Genomic DNA, 20,851 nt, shown 5'->3' with positions numbered 1-20,851 from the left:
AGGTTGCGCAGCAACCGTCTGATACGGAAGTACGACACTCCTGAGACGCCGTTGGCCTGGAGTGACCGATGTGTCGACTTCCCCGCGCCATGGCGCGGCCCGGGGTTGGCCGCTGGGTTGCTCGAAACCCGGTGACTCCATGGCGTACGGCGGGCGCGGTGCTCACGGGGTCTCGGCGTCGCTCGTCGCTGGCGCTCCTCCCTGCTCGACCAACGGAGCCGTTGGTTGAGGAGGTTGCGCAGCAACCGTCTCGAAACCGGCGACTCCATGGCGTACGGCGGGCGCGGTCCTCACGAGGTCTCGGCGTCGCTCGTCGCTGGCGCTCCTCCCTGCTCGACCAACGGTGGGTCGCTGGCGCTCCTTGCTGCTCGCGCAGCGGTGGGGTCAGGGGAGGAGGCGGACCTCGAGGGGGCTCTCGGCGACCTCGAGGGACTCGACGGCGTCGCCGGTGTCGAGGGCGTCGCCCGCGCGGTGCACGCGGTAGGCGCCGGCGCCCTCGCGCTCCGAGACCGCCTCGACGAACTCGCCGTCGCGCCACAGCAGGGCGCAGCCGTCGTCGGCGGCGTAGCCGGCGGGCAGGGCGCCGGTGCCGACGAGGTCGAGGTAGGTGGGGCGGCGCTCGGCCTCGCCGTCGTAGTGCGGGCAGGCGCTGCCGGGCAGCAGCCCCAGGCCGTCGGGCAGGGCGGCGAGGGGGCCGTAGGAGTCGGTGACCGAGCCGTCGTACCAGCAGTTCATGCCGGCGCTGATGCCGGCGAGCACCGTGCCGGCGGCCGCCGCCTCGCGCAGCACCTCGTCGAGGCCGTGCAGACGCCACAGCGCCAGCAGGTTGGCGGTGGAGCCGCCGCCGACGTAGACGACGTCCTGGGCCAGCACGTGCGCTCTCAGGTCGCCGCCGGGGATCTGGTCGTAGGAGAAGAGCGGCAGCACGCTGGTCTCGGCGCGCCCGGCGAAGGCGGTCGTGAACCCGTCGACGTACGACGCCGCGTCGCCGCTCGCGGTCGGCACGAAGCAGACCCGCGGCAGCCCGCCGGCGCCGCGCGGGCGCTCGACCAGCGAGAGCAGGAAGTCGTCGAGGGGGGTCGCGACGGCGGGGTCGTCGGCCATCGAGAAGCCGCCCCCGCCCATCGTCAGGATCGTCTGCTGGGTCATGGGGCCCACTCTCCCCGACCGGCGCCGGGTACGGCTCAGCCCCTCGGTGCGCCGGGCACGAGCACGGCGCGGCCGCGGACCTCGCCCGCGGCCTGGCGGGCCCAGGCAGTGGCCGCCTCGTCGAGGGCGAAGGCCTCGAAGGGCACCGCGAGGCGGCCGGCCGCGGCGTGCTCCTCGATCTGGGCCAGCGCCTCGCGGCGCTGCTCGGGGGTGAGGTCGTTGTTGGTGTAGCCCAGCACCGAGCGGCTGCCGCTGCGCAGGTGGGCGGAGGAGAAGGTGGCGCTGGCGCCGGCGCTGCTGCCGAGGTTGACCAGGCGCCCGTGCGGGGCCAGGCAGGCCAGGGCGGCGCTCGCCGGCACCCCGCACAGCGGGTCGAGGACGAGGTCGACCTCGCCGACCACCTCCCGCATCCGCCCGGTCAGGTCGTCCGCGTCGTCGTCGCGGCGCAGCCGCACGAACCCGTCGGCGCCCAGCTCGCGGGCGCGGTCGTCGGCGCCCTCCTCCATCGCGGCCCCGAAGACCGCCCCGGCCCCGTGCAGCCGCGCGGCCTGCAGCGCGACCTGGCCGACCACGCCACTGGCGCCGAGCACCAGCACCCGCTCGCCCGCGCGCAGGCCGCCGCGCAGCAGCAGGGCGGTCCAGGCGGCGATGGCCGAGAGGCCCAGCGCGGCCAGGTGCACGTCGTCGACCGCGTCGCCGACCGGCACCAGCTCGTCGTCGGCGGCCACCGCGAGCTCGGCCATGGCGCCGTCACCGGGCGCCATGCCCGCGGTGGTCGGGAACCACACCCGCGTGCCCACCGCCAGCGTGTCGGACTCCCGCACCACGCCGACGCCCTGCACGCCCGGCACGTAGGGCGTGTCCGGCCGTCCGAAGTACGACGTGCCGCTCGCGCAGAGCAGGTCGAGCGGGGTGATCGGCGCGGCGCCGACCGCCACCAGCGCCTGGCCGGGCGCCCGGGTGGGCGCCTCGGCGTCGACGACGTGCGGGGGCTCCCCGCAGGTGTGCAGCTGCGCGGCGCGCATCAGGCCTCCGGTGCGGTCTCGGTGGGGTCGACGTAGACCGCGTTGCGGTCGACGCTCATGTAGATGTCGTTGGCGATCGGGCGGCGGATCTCCTCGGCGATGTGGCCCAGCAGGCCCGCGCACCGCGCCAGGAGCACGGTGCCGCGCAGCAGCTCCTGGGGGATGCCCAGGTCGGCCAGGGCCGCGCCGCTGACGCCGGCGCCGTTGAGCGGCAGCCGCCGGCCCAGGACGGTCTCGTGGGCGCGCCCGACCGCCTCGAAGAGCGCCAGGTGCGGGCCGTAGAGGTCCTCCTCGTGGGCGATCTGCACCAGCCGCGGGGTGCGCGGGTCGCCGTCCTTGTGCACGGGGTGGCCCAGGCCCGGCACGAAGCGGCCGGCCTCCTTGCGGCGGCGTACGGCGGTCTCGGCGACCGCGTCCCAGCCGGCCTCGTCGGTGGGGTGCTCCTCGAGCCCGGCCAGCACCTCGCCGAGGAAGCGGCCGGTGTCCTCGGTGACGCCCAGGAAGCGGGAGCCCCCGCCGAGCAGGCCGGCGGCCAGCGCGCCCTGGATCGAGTCGGGGGCGCTGAGCCAGGTCAGCCGGGCCGCGATCGCGGTCGGGGTGAAGCCGTGGTCGGCCAGGCCGATGAGCACGGCCTCGAAGAGCCGGGACTGCTGCGGGGTGGGCACCTCCAGCGTCAGCAGGCGGTAGGCCAGCTCGCCGAAGGAGACCTCGCCCATCAGCTCGGTGGCCAGGTCCTGGCCCATCAGCGTGATGGTGGTGCCCTCGGAGGTGCCCAGCGAGGTGGGGAAGGAGGGGAGGGTCGGGTCGCTCACGTCAGCTCCTCAGGCCGAGGGGACCGGCGGGTCGGCCGGCGGGGTCTGGTGGGGGTGGGGTCCGAAGCCGAGCCAGGCGCGGACCTCCTCGCCGTGCTCGTCGAGCCCCGGCGGGGGCAGGTCGTAGCGCGCCGGGCTGGCGCTGAAGCGGATCGGGTTGCGCACCGTCGGCACGTCGCCGGCCATCGCCACCGGCTCCAGGCCCAGCGACTCGGCCAGCTCGACGCCGCCCTGCACGTCGTTGATGGGCCCGCAGGGGATGCCGGCCTCCGACAGCAGGGCGAACCACTCCTGGGCCGAGCGGGTGGCCAGGCGCTCGAGCAGCAGCGGGCGCAGCTCCTCGCGCCGCTCGTTGCGGTCGCCGACACTGGCGAAGCGCTCGTCGTCGGCCAGCTCGGGGGCGCCGATGGCCTCGACCAGGCGCCGGAACTGCCCGTCGTTGCCGGCGACCACGATCAGGTCGCCGTCACCGGTGGCCAGCGGCTCGTAGGGGAACAGGCTCAGGTGGGAGTTGCCCATCCGGTGCGGCACCACGCCCCCGGCGACGTACGCCGAGGTCTGGTTGACCAGCGAGGACATCGCGGTCGAGAGCAGGTTGGTCTCGACGTGCTGGCCCTCGCCGGTGCTCTCGCGGTGGCGCAGCGCCGCGAGGATGCCGATCACCGAGTGCAGCCCCGTCATCACGTCGAAGACCGAGATGCCGGCGCGGTACGGCTCGCCCTCCGGGCTGCCGGTCAGGCTCATCAGACCCGACATGCCCTGCACCAGCAGGTCGTAGCCGGGCAGCGAGGCGCCGCCGGCGGAGCCGAAGCCGCTGATCGAGCAGTAGACGCTGGCGGGGTTGCGCGCCGCGACGTCGTCGTAGCCCAGGGCGAACCGGTCGAGCCCGCCGGGCTTGAAGTTGTGGATGAAGACGTCGGCGCGGCGGGAGAGCTCCTGGGCCACCGACAGGTCGTCGTCGTCCTTGAGGTCCAGCACGATCGAGCGCTTGTTGCGGTTGACGCCCAGGTAGTAGGTGCCGACGTCGCCGCGCCGCGGCGGCACCCAGTGGCGGGTGTCGTCGCCGGCCGGGCTCTCGACCTTCACCACCTCGGCGCCCAGGTCGGCGAGCAGCATGGTCGCGTACGGACCGGCCAGGACCCGCGAGAAGTCGGCGACCAGGAGCCCGGCCAGCGGGCCCGTCGGGGGCGTCTGGCCCGGGGTGTCGGTGCGGGTGGTCGTCACGGTGGCTCCTGAGTTTGCCGTCTAGCGGACATGTGTCCGCCAATCTGTCCTGACGGTCGCGCTGGTGTCAAGGGGTGGCGGCCAGGTACCCCGAGGGGGTTGACACGTGACCCACGTTACTCCACGCTGGCGGCACAACGGACAGATGTCCGCACCCAGCACGGAGGTCACCCGAGATGACGTCAGCCACCCCGTCCGCCCGCCCGTCCACGCACCTCTCCGAGGCCGACCTCGCGGCGGCGCCCGCGGTGGTGCTGCGCGGCGGCACGGTGCTGACCATGGACCCGCAGCGCACCGTGCTGGAGGGAGCCGACGTGCTGGTCGTCGGGCAGCGGATCGAGGCGATCGGCCACGCCCTGCCCGTGCCCGAGGGCACCGTCGAGATCGACGCCTCCGGCGGCATCGTGATGCCGGGCATGATCGACACGCACCGCCACATGTGGCAGACCGCCGTGCGCGGCTACGGCGCCGACTGGACCCTGACGCAGTACTTCGTGTGGAACTACCTCGAGCACGGTCGCAAGTTCCGCCCCCAGGACGTCTACGCCGGCAACCTGCTCAGCGGGCTCGAGGCGCTCGAGGCCGGCGTCACCACCAGCGTCGACTGGTCGCACAACCTGCACACCGTCGACCACGCCGACGCCGCCGTCGACGCGCTCGAGGAGGTCCCGGGCCGCTTCGTCTTCGCCTACGGCAACATCCAGGCCGGGCCGTGGGAGTGGTCGGCCTCGCCGCAGTTCCGCGACTTCGTCGAGCGGCGGATGACCCGCAGCGACATGCTCGGCTTCCAGATGGCCTTCGACGTCACCGGCGACCCGGCGTTCCCCGAGAAGGCGGCCTTCGAGGTGGCCCGCGAGCTCGGCGCCCCGGTCACCACCCACGCCGGCGTGTGGGGGGCGACCAACGACGACGGCATCCGGCTGATGCACGAGCACGGGTTCATGACCCCCGAGACCGTCTACGTCCACGCCGCCAGCCTCAGCGACGACTCCTACCAGCGCATCGCCGCCACCGGCGGCACGGCCTCGGTGGCCTCGGAGAGCGAGTCGACCTGCGGGCAGGGCTACCCGTCGAGCTGGGCGCTGCGCCGCCACGGCATCCCGATCTCGCTGTCGATGGACACCAGCGTGTGGCAGAGCGCCGACATCTTCTCCGCGATGCGCTCCACCCTGGGCAGCGACCACACCCGCGAGCACCACGAGGCGCAGTCGGCCAACCAGACCGTGACCCACCTGGCGGTCCGCGCCGCCGACGTCGTCGAGTGGGCCACCCGCGGCGGTGCCAGGGCACTGGGCATGGAGAGCGTGGTCGGCAGCCTCGAGGTGGGCAAGAAGGCCGACGTGGTGCTGGTCAAGAACGACGACTCGCCGGTGATGTTCCCGATCCTCAACCCCTTCGGGCACGTGGTGCTGCAGGCCCAGCGCGGCGACGTGCACACCGTGCTGGTCGACGGGCGCGTGGTCAAGCACGAGCACAAGCTGGTCGGCGCCGACCTGGGCAAGGCCCGCCGGGTCATCGAGGAGACCGTCGAGCACCTGCGCTCCAGCCTGGGGGAGGAGGAGTGGGTCGCCGGGATGAACCCCGAGATCCCCGAGTCCAAGGTCCTCGACAACCCCTACACCTACACCGAGTACGCCGACTCCTCCACGCACACCCGCTGAGCCGGCGATGGACCTCCGCGCGCGCCTAGCCCCCGACCTGGGGGCGGGCCTGCCACAGCGCCCAGTCGGCGGCCACCTGGCTGGCGGTGTGCAGCAGCCTCGGCAGGTGCTCGTCGGTGAGCGTCTCGAGACTGGTCTCGGCGGCGTGCACGGTGACGTTCATGGCCGCGCGCACCACCCCCTCGCCGTCGCGCACCGGCACCGCCACCGAGCGCACCCCGCGGGCCAGCTCCTCGTCGGCCAGCGCCCAGCCCCGCGCCCGGACGGTGCGCAGCTCGTCGGCGAGGGCGGCGGCGTCGTACGACGGCTCGGGCAGGCCCGAGCGGGTCGGCTCGGCCAGTGCGCGGGCGCGCTGGTCGTCGTCGAGGGCGGCGAGCAGCACCTTGCCCTGCGAGGTGGTCACCGCCGGGAAGCGGGTGCCGATGTCGACGCGCAGGGCGATGATCTTGGGCACCGCCACGCGGGCCACGTAGACGATGTCGCTGCCGTCGAGCTGCGACATGGACGACGACTCCCCGGTGCGCGCGACCAGCGCCTCGAGGTGCGGTCGCGCCATCTCCCACAGGCCCAGGGAGCTGGCGTAGGCCGAGCCCAGGCGCAGCACCCGGGGGGTCAGCGCGAAGCGGCCCGCGTCGGCGCGCACGTAGCCGAGCTCCTCGAGCGTGAGCAGCAGGCGCCGGGCCGTGGGGCGGGTCAGGTCGGTGGCCGCGGCGACCTCGGCGAGCGTCAGCTCGCGGTGCCGCGCGTCGAAGCAGCTGAGCACGTCGAGCCCGCGGGCCAGGGCCTCGACGAAGTCCGGTCCACTGCCACGACCTGCCACGACCGTCCTCCTGTGCTTGGTGTCTCGAGCTCTGTGCCGATGATGTTCGCACAGCGGACGCTCAGGAGGCCAGGATCGGCCCTTCCGCACCGTCATGCGGACACCTGTACGACACGATCCACACGATCCACACGATCCCGGCGGACGCCGGCCGAGAGGAGCGCCTGAGATGGCGAAGCTGGTGGCCATCCTGGCCACGACCCACCACCCGTTCTACTACCGCACCAGCCAGCTGGCGCCGCAGGAGGCGCCGCCCTTCGCGGCCGAGTGGGTACGCCGGGTGGAGGCCTACCGCGAGACCCTGACGCGGGCGCGGCCCGACGTGCTGGTGATGGTCGGCTCCGACCACTTCCACCAGCTCTGGCTCGACAACATGCCGCAGTTCCTGGTGGGCAAGGCGCCGTTCTACGACGGCAACTGGGAGAACGAGGTCCGCGAGTTCGGGATGCCCAAGCTGCTCCTGCGCGGTGACGAGGAGCTCTCGGCCTACATGCTGCGCGAGGGGATCGACCGGGGCTTCGACCTGGCCTTCTCCAACGAGCTGCGCGTCGACCACTCCATCACCTGCCCGATCTTCACCGTGCGTCCGCAGAACGACCTGCCGATCGTGCCGATCTACACCAACATCTTCGCCCCGCCCCTGCCCCGGCCCGAGCGCTTCGTGCAGCTGGGCCGCACCATCCGCGAGGTCATCGAGGCCTGGCCCAGCCACCTGCGGGTCGCGGTCATCGGCACCGGTCACCTCTCGCTCGAGCTGGGCGGGCCGCGCCAGTTCGGCCCGACCGGACCGGACCCCGAGTTCGACGCCAAGGCCGTCGAGTGGATCGCGCAGGGCGACATCGACGGCTGCCTGGCCGGGGTCAGCCTCGACAGCCTGCACGAGCCGGGCAACGCCACCCACGGCTTCATGGACTTCATGCTGATGATGGGCATCGCGGGCCACGCCCGCGCCGACTACGCCGACAACCTCAGCCTGTTCCACACCATGGAGGCCTACTTCACCTGGTATCCCGAGCCGGACCTGCTGGACGGCCCGCCGCTGACCTCGAGGGGGTCCCTGCTGTGAGCAAGTACCTGGTCGACAAGTTCCTCTTCACCATCGACCGCGACGCCGCGCTGACCGAGCGCTACCGCGAGGACCCGGCCGGCACCGTGGCCTGGTGGGAGGCCGAGGAGGCCAACCGGATCCTCAGCTGCATCGACGCCGAGAAGAGCACCTGGCTGCGCTTCACCGACGAGGAGCGCGACGCGCTGGCCACCCACGACCACGTGCGGCTCTTCGAGATGGGGGCGCACCCGTTCCTCACGCTGACGCTGTGGATCGCGATGTTCGAGCGCGACTTCGACGAGCCGCTCGGCATGCAGCTCGACTACGCGGCCCGGCTCTCGCACGTCTCCATGCCCTACCCCGACATCAGCACCTGACGCGCCCTCCCCAGGCGACTGGGGGTGAGGTGTAGACGTCGGCGCGACCGGGCATGCCTGCCAGGACGCGGCGCCCACGGGCGCCACCGCCGACGAGAGGAAGACCCATGTCCCAGACCCAGACCAGCACCGCCGGCACCAAGCCCGGGCGCACCCTGTCGATCATCGGCGCCGTCCTCGGCGTCCTCGCGCTGGTGGTCCTTCCGATCGTGCTCGGCCCGATCGGCGCCGTGCTGGGCTTCGTGGCCCACTCCAAGGGCGACAAGCCCTTCGGGCTCTACGTCGGCATCGGCTCCATCGTGACCACGATCGTCGGCATGGCGCTGGGCGCGGCGCTCGTCATGGGCATGGGCTGACGGCCCGACGGGCCCCTCAGCCGCCCAGGGCGGCGCCGACCACCTCGCGGGCCTCGGCCTGCACCTGGGCGAGGTGGTCGGCGCCGCGGAAGGACTCGGCGTAGATCTTGTAGACGTCCTCGGTGCCCGAGGGGCGTGCGGCGAACCAGGCCGACTCGGTGGTGACCTTCAGCCCGCCGATCGCGGCGCCGTTGCCGGGCGCCTCGGTGAGCCGGCCGGTGATCGGCTCACCGGCGAGCTCGGTGGCGCTCACCGCGTCGGGGCTCAGCGCGGCCAGGGCCGCCTTCTCCTCCCGGGTCGCCGGGGCGTCCACCCGGGCGTACGCCGGGTCGCCGTGCTCGGCGACCAGTGCGGCGTACTGCTGCGAGGGCGTCGACCCGCTGGTGGCGAGGATCTCGGCGCCGAGCAGGCACAGCAGCAGGCCGTCCTTGTCGGTGGTCCACACCGATCCGTCGCGGCGCAGGAACGAGGCCCCCGCCGACTCCTCGCCGCCGAAGCCGAACGAGCCGTCGAGCAGCCCCGGCACGAACCACTTGAAGCCCACCGGCACCTCGACCAGCGGCTTGTCGAGCGAGGCCGCGACCCGGTCGATCATCGACGACGAGACCAGCGTCTTGCCGATCCGCGCGGTGGCCGGCCAGTCGGGGCGGGCGCCGCCGAAGAGGTGCCCGATCGCCACGGCCAGGAAGTGGTTGGGGTTCATCAGCCCGGCGTCGGGGGTGACGATGCCGTGCCGGTCGGCGTCGGCGTCGTTGCCGGTGGCGATGTCGTAGGCGTCCTTCTGGGCCACCAACGAGGCCATCGCCGACGGCGACGAGCAGTCCATCCGGATCTTGCCGTCCCAGTCGAGGGTCATGAAGCGCCACGTCGGGTCGACCAGCGGGTTGACCACGGTGAGGTCGAGGCCGTGCCGATCGGCGATCTCGCCCCAGTAGGCCACCGACGCCCCGCCCAGCGGGTCGGCGCCGATGCGCACCCCCGCCCGGCGGATCGCCTCGAGGTCGACCACGGTGGGCAGGTCGTCGACGTAGGTGCCCAGGAAGTCGTACGCCGTCGCTGCCGCCCGGGCCCGCGCGAACGGCACCCGCCCCACGCCGTCGAGGCCGCCGCGGATCAGCTCGTTGGCCCGCGCCGCGATCACCTTCGTGGCGTCGGAGTCGGCCGGGCCGCCGTGGGGCGGGTTGTACTTGAAGCCGCCGTCGGCGGGCGGGTTGTGCGAGGGGGTGACCACGATGCCGTCGGCCAGCCCCGATCCCGACCCCGCCGGTCGAGACCCGTTGGCTCGCAGGATCGCGTGGGAGACCGCCGGGGTGGGCGTGTAGCCGTCGCGGTCGTCGACCAGCACGGTGACGTCGTTGGCGACCAGGACCTCCAGCGCCGTCGACCACGCCGGCTCCGAGAGCGCGTGGGTGTCGCGGCCGATGAACAGCGGGCCGTCGTACCCCTGCTCGCGGCGGTAGTCGCAGATCGCCTGCGTGGTGGCCAGGATGTGGGTCTCGTTGAAGGCGGTGCGCAGCGAGGAGCCGCGGTGCCCGCTGGTGCCGAAGGCGACCTGCTGGTCGGGGTCCTCGGGGTCGGGGACGCCGGTGTAGTACGCGGTCACGACCTGCGCGACGTCGATGAGGTCGGCTGGCTCGGCGGTGGTCCCGGCACGCTCGTGGCTCATCTGTGCATCATGCATCATGAGCGCATGACCCACCGGCCCGGACACGTCGCCTGCACCATCGAGGACGGCATCGCCCACGTGCGCCTCGACCGCCCCGACAAGCTCAACGCGCTGACCCTCGACGTGCTCGACGAGCTGGTCTCGACGGCGCGGATGCTGCGCCGCGACCGGTCGATCCGGGCGGTGGTGCTCTCCGGCGAGGGCGACGCGTTCTGCGCCGGTCTCGACTTCGCCACCGTGATGCGCACCCCGGGCCGGGTGGCGCTGGCCTTCGTGCCGCGGCCCTGGCGCGGCACCAACACCTTCCAGGAGGCCTGCTGGGCCTGGCGGCGGCTGCCGGTGCCGGTGATCGCGGCGGTGCACGGGCACTGCCTGGGCGGCGGGCTGCAGATCGCCCTGGCCGCCGACTTCCGCATCGCCACGCCCGACTCCAGGTGGTCGGTGCTCGAGGGCAAGTGGGGGATCATCCCCGACATGTCGGGGGTCCGCTCGCTCAAGGAGCTGGTGGGCATCGACGTGGCCAAGCGGCTGACGATGACCGCCGAGACGCTGGCCGGCAAGGAGGCCCACGACCTGGGCCTGGTCACCGAGGTCGACAGCGACCCGGTCGCCGCCGCCCTCGAGCTCGCCGAGCAGCTCAAGGCCCGCTCGCCCGACCAGCTCGCCGCCGCCAAGCGGCTCTTCGACGACACGTGGACCTCCTCGGCTCGCCACACCTTCGCCCGCGAACGGGTCGAGCAGGCGTGGCTGCTCTTCGCGCGCAACACCAAGGTCGCCCGCGAGGCCGCCTTCGCCCGGATCACCCCCGAGTTCGGCTCGCGCCAGCGCTGAGCGGGTGAGGCTCTGGCGCACGGCGGTCCTGCTCGGCCTGGGCCTGCTGTGGTTCTGGCTGGGCCCGCTGGTGCCGCTGCTGGCGCTCGCGTCGCTGGCCCACCCGCGCGTACGCCGCGCGTGGCGGCCCGGCTCCCGCGTCGTCGCCGCCTGGGCGCTGGCGGCCGTGGTGCTGACCGGGCTGGTCGTCGTCGCCCCCGACGGGCTGCTGCCGATGCCGAGCGGGTCGGGCGCCCTGGTGACCCCCGGCTACACCGGGCGGCCCTTCACCCCGCAGCCGCTGAGCGCGGTGGCCCCCGACGCGGCTGCCGACGACGGGCCGCTCGGGCTGAGCCCCGAGGTCGACTCGGCGCTCTACGGCACCGACCAGTGCGGCGGCCTGGTCTTCACCTCCGGCGGGCGGCTGGTGGTGCTGTGCGGCGAGGGTGACGACCAGCGCCTGCGGGTCGTCGACGCCGACTCCCTGCGACCGCTGGCGAGCAAGGACCTGCCCGACCCGCCCGCCGAGGCGGGGGACGCCTGCGCCGAGGTCTCGTTCCACCTCGACGGGCTCGACCGGGTGGTGGTGCCGACCGCCGACCGGCGGATCCTCGTGGTCGCCACCGCCGACGGCGCCGGCGAGGCCGACCTGACCACCGAGGAGACCCACGACCTGACCGGGGTGCTGCCCGAGGACGACTGCCTGCTGGCGGTGCGGCCCGACAGCGACGACCGCACCTGGTTCGTCACCCGCCAGGGCCGCGCCGGCTTCGTCGACCCCCTCGGCGGCCCGCCGCGGCTGCTCGAGCTCGGCGAGGAGGTCGACCAGCCGCTGGCCACCGGCCCCGACGGCGGCGTCTACGTCGTCACCCAGGCCGCGCTGCACCGCCTCGACGTACGCCGCGGCGACCCGGTCGCCACCTGGCGCAGCGCCTACGAGCGCGGCAGCGGCCGCAAGCCCGGCCAGCGCAGCCAGGGCAGCGGCTCGCCCGCGACGGTGCTGGCCGACGGACTGGTGGCGATCACCGACAACGCCAACCCGCGGATGCACGTCGTGGTCCACGACGCCGCCGACGGCGCCCGGGTCTGCCAGAGCGAGCTCTTCGACGACGACGCCTCGGCCGCCGAGGGGGCCCTGGTGGCGGTCGGGCGCGGGGTCGTGGTCGCCAACACCCACGGCTACGACGGCCCGCTGCGCACCCTGCTCGGCCGGGTGCCCGCCGGCGGCCTGGCCCGCGTCGACGTGGTGGGCCGCGAGTGCGTGCCGGCCTGGACCTCCGAGGCGGTGGCCCCCTCCGCCACCCCCGCGCTCGCGCCGGCCGCGGGACTGCTCTACGCCTGGACCAAGCGGCGCAGCTGGTGGGGCGTCGACGCGTGGTACCTCTCCGCCCTCGACGTGCGCACCGGACGCCCCGCCTTCTCCGTGCGCACCGGCCGCGGCGTCCTGCACGACACCCACCGCTCGGCGCTCGCCCTCGGCCCCGACGGTGCGGCGTACGCCGCCACCCTCGCCGGGCTCGTCCGGGTGCGTGACGAGCAGCGCTGAGGGCCGGTCAGGGGTACTGGACGCCGGTGACCTGCTCGCTGATCTCCCACAGCCGCCGCTGCGCGTCCTCGTCGTGGGCCAGGCTCCGCGAGGTGACCACCTGCGGGGCGCCGGACATCTCGCCCAGCCCACCCGGGCCGCAGTAGGTGCCGCCCGGCAGGTCGGCGGTGGCGGCCATCAGCGTCGGCCAGGCCCCGTGGGCCACCGGCTGCGAGACCGCCTTGATGGCGGCGTCGAGGATCGAGGCGACGCCGCCGCTGGTGCGGCCGTACTGGCCGTTGGCCGCGAGGTGGCTGCCGGCGAATCCGGGGTGCGCGGCGGTGGCGAGCACCGGCACCTCGGCGGCCCGGCAGCGCCGGTCGAGCTCGTGGGTGAACAGCAGGTTGGCCAGCTTGGAGCGTGCGTACGCCGGCCACCGCGAGTAGCGGCGCCCCGTGTCGCGGGGGTCCTCCAGCGGGGCGCTGCGCGCGGCGCGGTGGAACTGCGACGACACCGCCACCACCCGCCCGCCCTCGCTGGCGACCAGCTGGGGCAGCAGCAGCCCGGTCAGCAGGAACGGCCCGAAGTGGTTGGTGGCCATCTGCAGCTCGAGGCCGTCCGCGGTGCGCGAGTAGGGCGTCGCCATCACGCCGGCGTTGTTGACCAGCACGTGGATCGGGCCCAGCCGGCCGGCGGCGGCCGCCGCGCGGCGTACCGACGAGAGGTCGGAGACGTCGACCAGCATCTCCTCGAGGTCGGCGCCGGGCACCTCGGCCTCGATCGCGTCGCGGGCCTCGTCGAGCTTGGCCCGGGTGCGCCCGGCGAGCACCACGCGGGCGCCGCGGCGGGCCAGCTCGAGCGCCGTGGCGTGGCCCAGCCCGCCCACCGACGGGCCGGTGACCACGATGGTGCGGCCGGCCTGGTCGGGGATGTCGGCGAGCCGCCAGGTGTCGGTGGTGACCTCGCGGCTCACGGGGTCGTGGCCATCTGGTCGAGCACGCGGGCGGCGAGCTCCTGGTCGCCCTCGACGCGTACGGCGCCCGGCTCGGCCGCGCAGCGCCCGCCGACCAGGCGCACGAACGTGTCGCGGTCCACCTCCAGGGCCAGGGTCGGGGTCGCCGGCGGGGCCACCGGGCGGCCGCGACCGTCGTCGCCGACCGCGAAGGCGGTCGGCTCGCAGCCCTCCACCTCGAGCACCAGCGTCGTCCCCGCGGGCGCGCCCGCCTTCTTGGCGAGCACGTAGCCCATCGACTCCGAGAGGTACTCGATGGTGTGCTGCGCGGGCGCGCTGTCCAGGCCGCCGGGCCGGCCGGTGGCGCGCCGCACGTCCTGCTCGTGCATCCACACGTCGAGGGGCCGGTTGCGCAGCAGCGTGCCCCAGCTCCACGGCACCCCGCCGAAGGAGCGCTCCGGCGCGGCGGCGGCGTCGCTCGGCGGGTCGGCCAGCAGCGCCGTACGCCGCGTGGTCGCGGCCGAGCGGATCTCGTTGATGATCGCGTCGGGCGAGGCCTCGCGGCGGTTCACGACGCCGATCTCGGTGTAGAGGTTCATCAGGCCCGTGGCGTGCGCCGGCTCGCCGACCTCGGCGTGCTCCTCGACGCCGCTGGCCAGCACCTGCTCGAGGTGGGCCACGTGGGAGGCGACGGCCCGCACGTCCCAGCCGGCCAGGTCGGTCGGGGTGTCCCACTCGGCCTCGTCGAGGTCCTCGAGCAGGGTGGTGAAGTCGTCGATCGCCTGCCACCAGGTCTGGGTCCAGCCGGCGAGGAGGTCGCTGTCGTCGGGGGCGCTCATGGCCCGCAGCCTAAGGCCCCCGTAGGCTCGCGCGTCGAGGGAAGGGGTGCCCATGGCGACGACACGATCGGCACGGGCTCGCAAGGCCGCGGCCGAGGCGGGCGCACTGTCCGCGGTGACGATCGACGTGGGCGCCGACGACTCCTTCGTCTACCGGATCGCCTGCGCGCAGTGCACCACCGCCGCCTCGGCGCGGGCCACCGGCCGCACCGAGCGCCGCCCCTGGTCGACGTACCGGCCCGGGGCCGACAACGGCTACCTGGCCGCGATGGACCGCTGGACCTTCCACCTCACCGAGCGGCACCCGGACGAGGACGCCCCCTGCCTGGCCTACCTCGAGGCCGCCCAGCAGCGCCTGCACGAGCGCCGCGACCAGGGCTGATCCCCTGCCCGGGGCGGTCGGCCTCAGCCGGTGGGCGTGAAGCGCACCGCCATCACGGCGATGTCGTCGTCGAGGTCGGCGTCGACGAGGTCGCGCAGCACCGCGTCGAGGAACTTCTCCACCGGCAGGTGCGCGTGGCGCGAGCCCGCCTCGCGCAGCCGCTCGAGGCCCTCGTCGAGGTGCTCGCCGCGCCGCTCCACCAGCCCGTCGGTGTAGAGCAGCAGGGTGGACCCGTCGTCGACGAGGGTGCGCTGGTCGGCGCGCTCGACGTCGGGCAGCACGCCGATCATCAGGTCGGGCGGGCCGTCCTGCAGGTAGCGGCCCCGGCCGTCGGGGCACAGCAGCAGCGGCGGCGGGTGGCCCGCGTTGGTCCAGGCCAGCCAGCTGCCCTCGGACTCGGCGTCGGTCTCGATGCGGGCGTGCACCAGCGTGGCCAGGCCCTCGACCTCGAGGTCGTGCAGGGCGTGGTCGAGCAGCCGCACGTTGGCGGCCGGGCGGTCGTCGACGGCCCAGGTGATGGCGCGCAGCATGTTGCGCACCTGACCCATCGTCGCGGCCGCGCCGAGGTCGTGCCCGACGATGTCGCCGATCATCAGCGAGGTGTCGCCACCGGGCATCACCACGGCGTCGTACCAGTCGCCGCCGACCTGGTCGCGCGCCGCCGCGGGCCGGTAGCGCGCGGCGATCTCGTGGGCGGTGCTGCGCGGCAGCGCCGGCAGCAGCGCGCTCTGCAGCGTCACCAGGGCGTCGAGGCGCTCCTGGACCAGCAGCGCGCGGCTCAGCGCCTGCGCGGTGTACGACGCCAGCGCGGTCATCGTGGTCAGGTCCTCGGCGGTCTGGCCGCGGGCCTCGTCCCACAGCAGCGCCATCGCCCCCAGCGCGAGACCGTCGGTGTCGTAGAGCGGCAGGAAGGCGCGGGCCTCCCCGATCTGCGCGGACAGGTCGAGGTCGGGGTAGTGCTCGTTCTGGGCGGCGCGGTCGCGGAACCACACCGGCCGGTGGCGCACCATCGCGCTGCCCAGCGGGTTGGAGTGGTCCAGGCCCAGCTGCTGGTTGAGCTGCGCCGAGCGCCAGTCGTCGCCGGTGCGGGGCACGTAGTGCAGGGTGGCGTCGGCGCGGGCCGGCTCCGAGGTGCCCGGCAGCAGGCTGGAGTCGTCGATCCAGATGCCGGCGCGCGAGCAGCCCAGCTGGTCGATCGAGACCTGCTCGACGGCCACGGCGACGTCGCCGAGGGTGCGGGTGCTGGCCAGGCCCTCGCTCAGGGCCAGCAGCACCCGGCTGCGCCGGGTCAGGGTGGCCGCCGACTCGGCGGCCAGCGCGGCCTCCTCGCGCAGCCCGCGCTGGGCCAGCTCGCTCGAGCAGGCCGCGGCGAGGTCCTGCAGTGACGCGAGGTCCTCGCCGGTCCACTCGCGCGGCTCGTGGGTGATCGCGCAGAGCGAGCCGACGATGGTGCCGCGGTGGTCGCGGATGGGGTAGCCGGCGTAGCCGATGACGCCGAGGTCGGGGATCGCCAGGTTGGTGTGCAGCCGGTCGTCGAGCCGCGCGTCGGAGATCACCAGCGGGGCCTGGTCGGCCACCACCCACTGGCAGAAGGAGTGCGTCAGCGGGGTCTCGCGCGAGTCCGCCACCTCGCCGGCCGTCTCGACGTGCAGCCCGTCGGCGCCGACGAAGACCTGGCGGTGCTCCTCCACGAGGCTGACCAGCGCGATGTCGGAGCCCAGCGAGCGGCGCACCATCCGCGCGTAGCGGTCGTAGGTCACGTGCAGGTCGGCCTCGGGACCTGCCCGGAGGTCGGGGTGGGGCATGGCGTGCGACCTCCGTCGTCTCGAGGGGCCACGATATCGCAGGCCGGTCCCGGCCCGGACGCGTTCGGGTGAGCCCGCCACAATGGCGGGGTGCGCGTACGAGCCCCTGAGCTGGTCGGTCGTGGCTGGCTGAACACCGACGGCCCCCTGTCCCTGAGCGACCTGCGCGGGCGCTTCCTGCTGCTGGACTTCTGGACGTTCTGCTGCGTCAACTGCCTGCACGTCCTCGACGAGCTGCGCCCCCTCGAGGCGGCGTACGCCGAGGAGCTCGTGGTGGTCGGCGTGCACAGCCCGAAGTTCGCCCACGAGGCCGACCCGGTCGCGCTGGCCGCGGCGGTCGAGCGCTACGGCGTGCACCACCCGGTGCTCGACGACCCCGAGCTGGTGACCTGGCAGGCCTACACCGCCCGGGCCTGGCCGACCCTGGTGCTGGTCGACCCCGAGGGCTACGTGGTGGCGCAGTACGCCGGCGAGGGCCACGCCCACGCGATCGAGGCCCTGTTGGCCGACCTGGTGCCCCAGCACCGCGAGCGCGGCACGCTGCAGCCCGCCGGGTCGCCGTACGTGCCGCCGGTGGTGGAGCCGACCGACCTGCGCTTCCCGGCCAAGGCGGTGCCGCTGCCCGGCGGCGGCGTGCTGGTCGCCGACGCGGGCCACGACGAGGTCGTCGAGCTCGACGCCGGGGGAGCCGTGGTGCGCCGCACCGGCGGCTTCCGCGAGCCCAACGGGCTGTGCCTGCTGCCGCCCGACGTGGCGGCCGAGGTCGGGTACGACGTCGTGGTCGCCGACACCGTCGGGCACCGGCTCGCCGGGCTCGCGCTGGCGACCGGCGAGGTGCGCACCCTGGCCGGCGACGGCACCCAGTGGATGAGCGGCGACGGCACCACCCGGCTCTCCTCGCCGTGGGACGTGGCGTGGTGGGGCGAGCGGGTGTGGGTGGCGATGGCCGGCATCCACCAGCTGTGGACCCTCGACCCGCGCACCGGTGAGGTGGCGGTCGCGGCCGGCACCGCCCACGAGGGGCTGCTCGACGGCCCCGCCGCCGAGGCGTGGTTCGCCCAGACCTCCGGCCTCGCGCCGGCCGGCGACCGGCTCTGGCTGGCCGACAGCGAGACCTCGTCGCTGCGCTGGGTCGACGCCGACGCCCAGGTGGGCACGGCCGTGGGCAGCGGCCTCTTCGACTTCGGCTTCCGCGACGGCGACGCCGAGCAGGCGCTGCTGCAGCACCCGTTGGGCGTCACCGTGCTGCCCGACGGCTCAGTGGCGGTGTGCGACACCTACAACGGCGCCGTACGCCGCTTCGACCCGGCGACCGCGACGCTGACCACGCTGGCCACCGGCCTGGCCGAGCCCAGCGGCGCCCACCTCGACCCCGAGGACCCCACGGTGCTCGTGGTCGTCGAGTCGGCCGCGCACCGCCTGGCCCGGGTGCCGCTCGGCTCGGTGGCGACCGTCGACGGGTTCGCGCACTCCACGCAGCGCCCGGTGACCGAGGTCTCCGGCGCGGTCGAGCTGGTCGTCACCTTCGAGCCGCCGCCGGGGCAGAAGGTCGACGACAGGTTCGGCCCGCCCTCCCAGCTGGTCGTCGAGGCCACCCCGCCCGGGCTGCTGCGCGAGGGCGCCGGCCGCGGCACCGCCCTGACCCGCTCGCTGGTGCTCGACCCGCACGCCGGCGAGGGCGTCCTGCACGTCGCGGCCCGCGCCGCCTCCTGCGACGTCGAGGGCGGTGAGGGCGCCGCCTGCCGGATGCACCAGCAGGACTGGGGCGTGCCGGTGCGCGTCGTCGACGGTGCGCCCGCGGTGCTCACGCTGCCGCTGGGCGGTGCCGGGTGAGCGCCCGGCTCGGCTCCGTCCACCGCTACCCGCTGAAGTCGGCGCGCGGCGAGCGGCTGGACGAGGCGTCGGTGGAGCCGTGGGGCCTGGCCGGCGACCGGCGCTGGATGGTCGTCGACCCCGACGGCCTGGCGCTCACCGCGCGCGAGGTGCACCCGCTGCTGCTGCTGGACCCCGAGATCACCGCCGCCGGGCTGCGCGTGCGGGCGCCGGGTGCCGAGCCGCTCGACGTGGCCGACCCCGACCCGGGCCGCCAGGTGCCGGTGCGGCTGTGGCGCTCCGAGCTGACCGCCGCCCACGCCGAGGAGGCCGACGCCTGGCTCGGCGAGGTGCTCGGGCGCCCCGCACGCCTGGTGCACCTCGACGACCCGACCCGCAGGCCCGTCTCGGCCGAGTACGCCGCCCCCGACGACCGGGTCTCCTTCGCCGACGGCTACCCGCTGCTGGTCACCACCACGGCCTCGCTCGCGGCCCTCAACGACGTGGTGCTCGAGCGCAGCCAGGGCGCCCACGAGCCGTTGCCGATGACGCGCTTCCGCCCCAACGTCGTCGTCGACGGCGTGACGGCCTGGGCCGAGGACGACTGGCGCCGGGTCCGCATCGGCGGCGTCGACTTCCGCGCTGTCAAGGGCTGCGCGCGCTGCGTGATCACCACGCTCGACCCCGGCACCGCCGAGGGCGGCAAGGAGCCGATCGCCTCGCTGGCCAGGATCCGGCGCTGGGACGGCGCCACCTGGTTCGGCACCAACCTGGTGCCCGACCTGCCCGACGGGCGCCCGGTCACGATCCGCGAGGGCGACGCGGTCGAGGTGCTCGAGGCCGTGGAGCCGGGGGCGGGGCCGATCCGGCCGGTGCGCTGAGGTCCAGCCCAGCGGTCAGCCCAGGAGTCAGCCCAGCGCGAGCGAGACGGCCAGGGCGAGCATCACGATGCCGATCAGCAGGTCGAGCACCCGCCAGGCGCCGGGGCGGGCGAAGAGCCCCGAGGCCAGCCGGGCGCCGTAGCCCAGCCCGACGAACCACACCACCGAGCCCAGCGCGGCGCCGGCGGCGAAGGCCCAGCGCCCGTCGGCGCCGTAGCCGCTGGCCAGCGAGCCCAGCAGCAGCACCGTGTCGAGGTAGACGTGCGGGTTGAGCCAGGTCAGCGCCAGCGTGGTCAGCACCGCCGGCACCAGCCGGGTCACGCCCTGCGCCGCGGCCTCGAGCGTCTCGCCACCGCGAGCTGCCCGCCGCAGCGACAGGGCGGCGTACGTCGCCAGGAAGAGCGCGCCGGCCCAGCGCACCACCACCAGCACCCCGGGCGCCTGCTCGACGAGGGTGCCGATGCCGGCCACGCCTGCGGCGATGAGCGCCGCGTCGGAGAGCGCGCAGACCGCGACCACGGGCCCGACCTGCTGGCGGGCCAGGCCCTGGCGCAGCACGAAGGCGTTCTGGCTGCCGATCGCGACGATCAGGCCGAGCCCGGCGAGCAGCCCGGCGAGGGCGGTGGAGGTCATGCGACGAGGCTAGGCGTCGCTGTTCGTGAAGGACAGCGAATGTTCCTGCGCATGCCTTAGCGTTGCTTCATGACGTACGCCGCACCCCAGCTCGCCGCCCTGGTCGCGGTCTGCGACACTGGCACCTTCGAGGCCGCCGCCCGCACGCTGCACGTGACGCCCAGTGCGGTGAGCCAGCGGGTCCGCGCCCTGGAGTCCGAGGTCGGCCAGGTGCTCGTGCGGCGGGCGACGCCGTGCACCCCCACCGACGCCGGCGCCGTGCTGGTGCGGCTCGGGCGGGCCCAGGCGCTGCTCGCGGCCGAGGCCCGGGCCGAGCTGGGCCTCGACCCGGAGGACGCGGACGGGGCCGTCCCGCTGCTCGACCTGGGCGTGGCGGTCAACGCCGACTCGCTCGCGACCTGGTTCCGCGAGGTGCTGGCGGTCGTCGCGCAGTGGCCGGGGGTGGCGCTGGGCCTGCACGTCGAGGACCAGGCGTGGTCGCACGACCTGCTGCGCGAGGGCCGGGTGCTGGGTGCGGTGACCAGCGACCCGGTGGCGGTGCAGGGCTGCCGGGCCGAGCCGCTGGGGACGCTGCGCTACCGGCCCGCGGCGGCCCCCGCCCTGGTCGGGCCGGGGGAGGCGGCGCGTCCCGACTGGTCGCGGCTGCCGATGGTCGTCTTCAACGACAAGGACGCCCTGCAGGACCAGTGGCTGGCGCGACGCGGCGCGGCCCCGCCCCGCGTGGTGCACCGGGTGCCGACCTCGGCCGACTTCGTGGCCGCGATCGAGGCCGGGCTCGGCTGGGGGATGGTGCCCGAGCCCCAGCTCGTGCCCGCCCTGCAGGCCGGGGCGCTCGTCGCGCTGGCGGGTGAGGAGCACCTCGACGTGGCGCTGCACTGGCAGCGCTGGCGGCTGGGCTCCGAGGTCCTCGACCGGCTCAGCGACGCCGTGCGCGGCGCGGCGCGGCGGCACCTGCGGGCCTGAGCCTTCGTCGACCGCCGCAGACTTCAGGCGCTGAGGACCCAGTGGCCGGGTGATTCCTCGGTCCAGGTGGGTTCGGGTGGGATGAGGCCGGGTGGGTCGGGGGCGCGGGTG

At 74.7% G+C, this 20,851-nt stretch carries 20 protein-coding genes; 10 read left to right on the top strand and 10 right to left on the bottom strand.

The window, feature by feature from the left end:
- Positions 1-384: 384 nt before the first annotated feature.
- Genes ABKW28_RS19775 through ABKW28_RS19760 form a run of 4 tightly spaced genes read right to left on the bottom strand, consistent with a single transcriptional unit; the run spans position 385 to position 4,210 of the window.
- A complete protein-coding gene (locus tag ABKW28_RS19775; RefSeq protein WP_348612662.1) occupies positions 385-1,149 on the bottom strand; it encodes a peptidase E in 765 nt (254 codons plus the stop codon).
- A gap of 35 nt (positions 1,150-1,184) precedes the next feature.
- The gene (locus tag ABKW28_RS19770; protein ID WP_348612660.1) at positions 1,185-2,174 is read right to left on the bottom strand and encodes a zinc-binding dehydrogenase; all 990 of its coding nucleotides are present in this window, start codon (positions 2,172-2,174) and stop codon (positions 1,185-1,187) included.
- Entirely contained in the window at positions 2,174-2,986 is an 813-nt protein-coding gene (locus tag ABKW28_RS19765) for a citryl-CoA lyase (protein WP_348612658.1), read from the bottom strand. The genes ABKW28_RS19770 and ABKW28_RS19765 overlap by 1 nt, the downstream gene beginning before the upstream one ends.
- Before the next feature lie 9 nt (positions 2,987-2,995).
- On the bottom strand, positions 2,996-4,210 hold the full coding sequence (locus ABKW28_RS19760; protein WP_348612656.1) for a CoA transferase: 1,215 nt from the start codon (positions 4,208-4,210) through the stop codon (positions 2,996-2,998).
- 176 nt (positions 4,211-4,386) lie between these two features.
- Between ABKW28_RS19760 and ABKW28_RS19755 the strand changes: the two genes are divergently transcribed.
- Positions 4,387-5,871, top strand: coding sequence for an amidohydrolase family protein (locus ABKW28_RS19755; protein WP_348612654.1), 1,485 nt, complete (start codon positions 4,387-4,389; stop codon positions 5,869-5,871).
- Positions 5,872-5,896: 25 nt separating this feature from the next.
- On the opposite strand, the gene ABKW28_RS19750 is transcribed toward ABKW28_RS19755, so the two are convergent.
- Complete coding sequence (locus ABKW28_RS19750) at positions 5,897-6,691, bottom strand: IclR family transcriptional regulator C-terminal domain-containing protein (protein ID WP_348612652.1); 795 nt, start codon at positions 6,689-6,691, stop codon at positions 5,897-5,899.
- 169 nt (positions 6,692-6,860) lie between these two features.
- On the opposite strand from ABKW28_RS19750, the gene ABKW28_RS19745 reads away from it, so the two are divergent.
- The 3 genes from ABKW28_RS19745 to ABKW28_RS19735 all read left to right on the top strand — a co-directional run bounded on the left by ABKW28_RS19745 (position 6,861) and on the right by ABKW28_RS19735 (position 8,472).
- Positions 6,861-7,757, top strand: coding sequence for an extradiol ring-cleavage dioxygenase (locus tag ABKW28_RS19745; protein ID WP_193668398.1), 897 nt, complete (start codon positions 6,861-6,863; stop codon positions 7,755-7,757).
- The gene (locus ABKW28_RS19740; protein WP_193668397.1) at positions 7,754-8,116 is read left to right on the top strand and encodes a hypothetical protein; all 363 of its coding nucleotides are present in this window, start codon (positions 7,754-7,756) and stop codon (positions 8,114-8,116) included. Before ABKW28_RS19745 ends, ABKW28_RS19740 begins: the two co-directional genes overlap by 4 nt.
- A gap of 107 nt (positions 8,117-8,223) precedes the next feature.
- A complete protein-coding gene (locus ABKW28_RS19735; RefSeq protein WP_348612651.1) occupies positions 8,224-8,472 on the top strand; it encodes a hypothetical protein in 249 nt (82 codons plus the stop codon).
- A 16-nt stretch (positions 8,473-8,488) separates the two neighbouring features.
- Here ABKW28_RS19735 and pgm read toward each other — a convergent pair whose 3' ends face one another.
- A complete protein-coding gene (pgm, locus tag ABKW28_RS19730; RefSeq protein ID WP_348612649.1) occupies positions 8,489-10,138 on the bottom strand; it encodes a phosphoglucomutase (alpha-D-glucose-1,6-bisphosphate-dependent) in 1,650 nt (549 codons plus the stop codon).
- 24 nt (positions 10,139-10,162) lie between these two features.
- Here pgm and ABKW28_RS19725 point away from each other — a divergent pair, with 24 nt between their 5' ends.
- On the top strand, positions 10,163-10,969 hold the full coding sequence (locus tag ABKW28_RS19725) for a crotonase/enoyl-CoA hydratase family protein (protein ID WP_348612647.1): 807 nt from the start codon (positions 10,163-10,165) through the stop codon (positions 10,967-10,969).
- Between the two features lie 4 nt (positions 10,970-10,973).
- The gene (locus ABKW28_RS19720; RefSeq protein ID WP_348612645.1) at positions 10,974-12,494 is read left to right on the top strand and encodes a hypothetical protein; all 1,521 of its coding nucleotides are present in this window, start codon (positions 10,974-10,976) and stop codon (positions 12,492-12,494) included.
- 7 nt (positions 12,495-12,501) lie between these two features.
- Here ABKW28_RS19720 and ABKW28_RS19715 read toward each other — a convergent pair whose 3' ends face one another.
- Together ABKW28_RS19715 and ABKW28_RS19710 are read right to left on the bottom strand one after the other, a co-directional pair.
- Positions 12,502-13,446, bottom strand: coding sequence for an oxidoreductase (locus ABKW28_RS19715; RefSeq protein WP_348612643.1), 945 nt, complete (start codon positions 13,444-13,446; stop codon positions 12,502-12,504).
- Positions 13,443-14,264 (bottom strand): maleylpyruvate isomerase family mycothiol-dependent enzyme, encoded by an 822-nt coding sequence (locus tag ABKW28_RS19710; RefSeq protein ID WP_348612641.1) that lies wholly within the window; start codon positions 14,262-14,264, stop codon positions 13,443-13,445. The genes ABKW28_RS19715 and ABKW28_RS19710 overlap by 4 nt, the downstream gene beginning before the upstream one ends.
- Positions 14,265-14,316: 52 nt before the next feature.
- On the opposite strand from ABKW28_RS19710, the gene ABKW28_RS19705 reads away from it, so the two are divergent.
- The gene (locus ABKW28_RS19705; RefSeq protein ID WP_348612639.1) at positions 14,317-14,646 is read left to right on the top strand and encodes a hypothetical protein; all 330 of its coding nucleotides are present in this window, start codon (positions 14,317-14,319) and stop codon (positions 14,644-14,646) included.
- 23 nt (positions 14,647-14,669) lie between these two features.
- Here ABKW28_RS19705 and ABKW28_RS19700 read toward each other — a convergent pair whose 3' ends face one another.
- Positions 14,670-16,451, bottom strand: coding sequence for a GAF domain-containing SpoIIE family protein phosphatase (locus ABKW28_RS19700; RefSeq protein ID WP_348612637.1), 1,782 nt, complete (start codon positions 16,449-16,451; stop codon positions 14,670-14,672).
- 90 nt (positions 16,452-16,541) lie between these two features.
- Between ABKW28_RS19700 and ABKW28_RS19695 the strand changes: the two genes are divergently transcribed.
- Both ABKW28_RS19695 and ABKW28_RS19690 read left to right on the top strand, forming a co-directional pair.
- Entirely contained in the window at positions 16,542-18,284 is a 1,743-nt protein-coding gene (locus ABKW28_RS19695; protein WP_348612636.1) for a thioredoxin-like domain-containing protein, read from the top strand.
- Complete coding sequence (locus tag ABKW28_RS19690; RefSeq protein WP_348612634.1) at positions 18,281-19,144, top strand: MOSC N-terminal beta barrel domain-containing protein; 864 nt, start codon at positions 18,281-18,283, stop codon at positions 19,142-19,144. Before ABKW28_RS19695 ends, ABKW28_RS19690 begins: the two co-directional genes overlap by 4 nt.
- 27 nt (positions 19,145-19,171) lie before the next feature.
- Here ABKW28_RS19690 and ABKW28_RS19685 read toward each other — a convergent pair whose 3' ends face one another.
- Complete coding sequence (locus tag ABKW28_RS19685) at positions 19,172-19,777, bottom strand: LysE/ArgO family amino acid transporter (RefSeq protein ID WP_348612632.1); 606 nt, start codon at positions 19,775-19,777, stop codon at positions 19,172-19,174.
- 69 nt (positions 19,778-19,846) lie between these two features.
- Here ABKW28_RS19685 and ABKW28_RS19680 point away from each other — a divergent pair, with 69 nt between their 5' ends.
- Positions 19,847-20,740 (top strand): LysR family transcriptional regulator ArgP, encoded by an 894-nt coding sequence (locus ABKW28_RS19680; RefSeq protein WP_348612630.1) that lies wholly within the window; start codon positions 19,847-19,849, stop codon positions 20,738-20,740.
- The last annotated feature ends 111 nt before the right edge of the window (positions 20,741-20,851 follow it).

It is taken from the genome of Nocardioides sp. 31GB23 (genome assembly GCF_040012395.1).
Taxonomy (GTDB): Bacteria; Actinomycetota; Actinomycetes; order Propionibacteriales; family Nocardioidaceae; genus Nocardioides; species Nocardioides salarius.
The sequence above is the reverse complement of the archived record's forward strand: the minus strand, read 5'-3'. Positions and strand labels throughout refer to the sequence as shown.

Bases quoted from the DNA above. Each gene is read 5' to 3' on its own strand.
- ABKW28_RS19775 (WP_348612662.1), bottom strand. From the start codon at position 1,149: ATGACCCAGCAGACGATCCTGACGATGGGCGGGGGCGGCTTCTCGATG.
- ABKW28_RS19770 (WP_348612660.1), bottom strand. From the start codon at position 2,174: ATGCGCGCCGCGCAGCTGCACACCTGCGGGGAGCCCCCGCACGTCGTC.
- ABKW28_RS19755 (WP_348612654.1), top strand. From the start codon at position 4,387: ATGACGTCAGCCACCCCGTCCGCCCGCCCGTCCACGCACCTCTCCGAG.
- ABKW28_RS19745 (WP_193668398.1), top strand. From the start codon at position 6,861: ATGGCGAAGCTGGTGGCCATCCTGGCCACGACCCACCACCCGTTCTAC.
- ABKW28_RS19735 (WP_348612651.1), top strand. From the start codon at position 8,224: ATGTCCCAGACCCAGACCAGCACCGCCGGCACCAAGCCCGGGCGCACC.
- pgm (WP_348612649.1), bottom strand. From the start codon at position 10,138: ATGAGCCACGAGCGTGCCGGGACCACCGCCGAGCCAGCCGACCTCATC.
- ABKW28_RS19725 (WP_348612647.1), top strand. From the start codon at position 10,163: ATGACCCACCGGCCCGGACACGTCGCCTGCACCATCGAGGACGGCATC.
- ABKW28_RS19710 (WP_348612641.1), bottom strand. From the start codon at position 14,264: ATGAGCGCCCCCGACGACAGCGACCTCCTCGCCGGCTGGACCCAGACC.
- ABKW28_RS19705 (WP_348612639.1), top strand. From the start codon at position 14,317: ATGGCGACGACACGATCGGCACGGGCTCGCAAGGCCGCGGCCGAGGCG.
- ABKW28_RS19700 (WP_348612637.1), bottom strand. From the start codon at position 16,451: ATGCCCCACCCCGACCTCCGGGCAGGTCCCGAGGCCGACCTGCACGTG.
- ABKW28_RS19685 (WP_348612632.1), bottom strand. From the start codon at position 19,777: ATGACCTCCACCGCCCTCGCCGGGCTGCTCGCCGGGCTCGGCCTGATC.
- ABKW28_RS19680 (WP_348612630.1), top strand. From the start codon at position 19,847: ATGACGTACGCCGCACCCCAGCTCGCCGCCCTGGTCGCGGTCTGCGAC.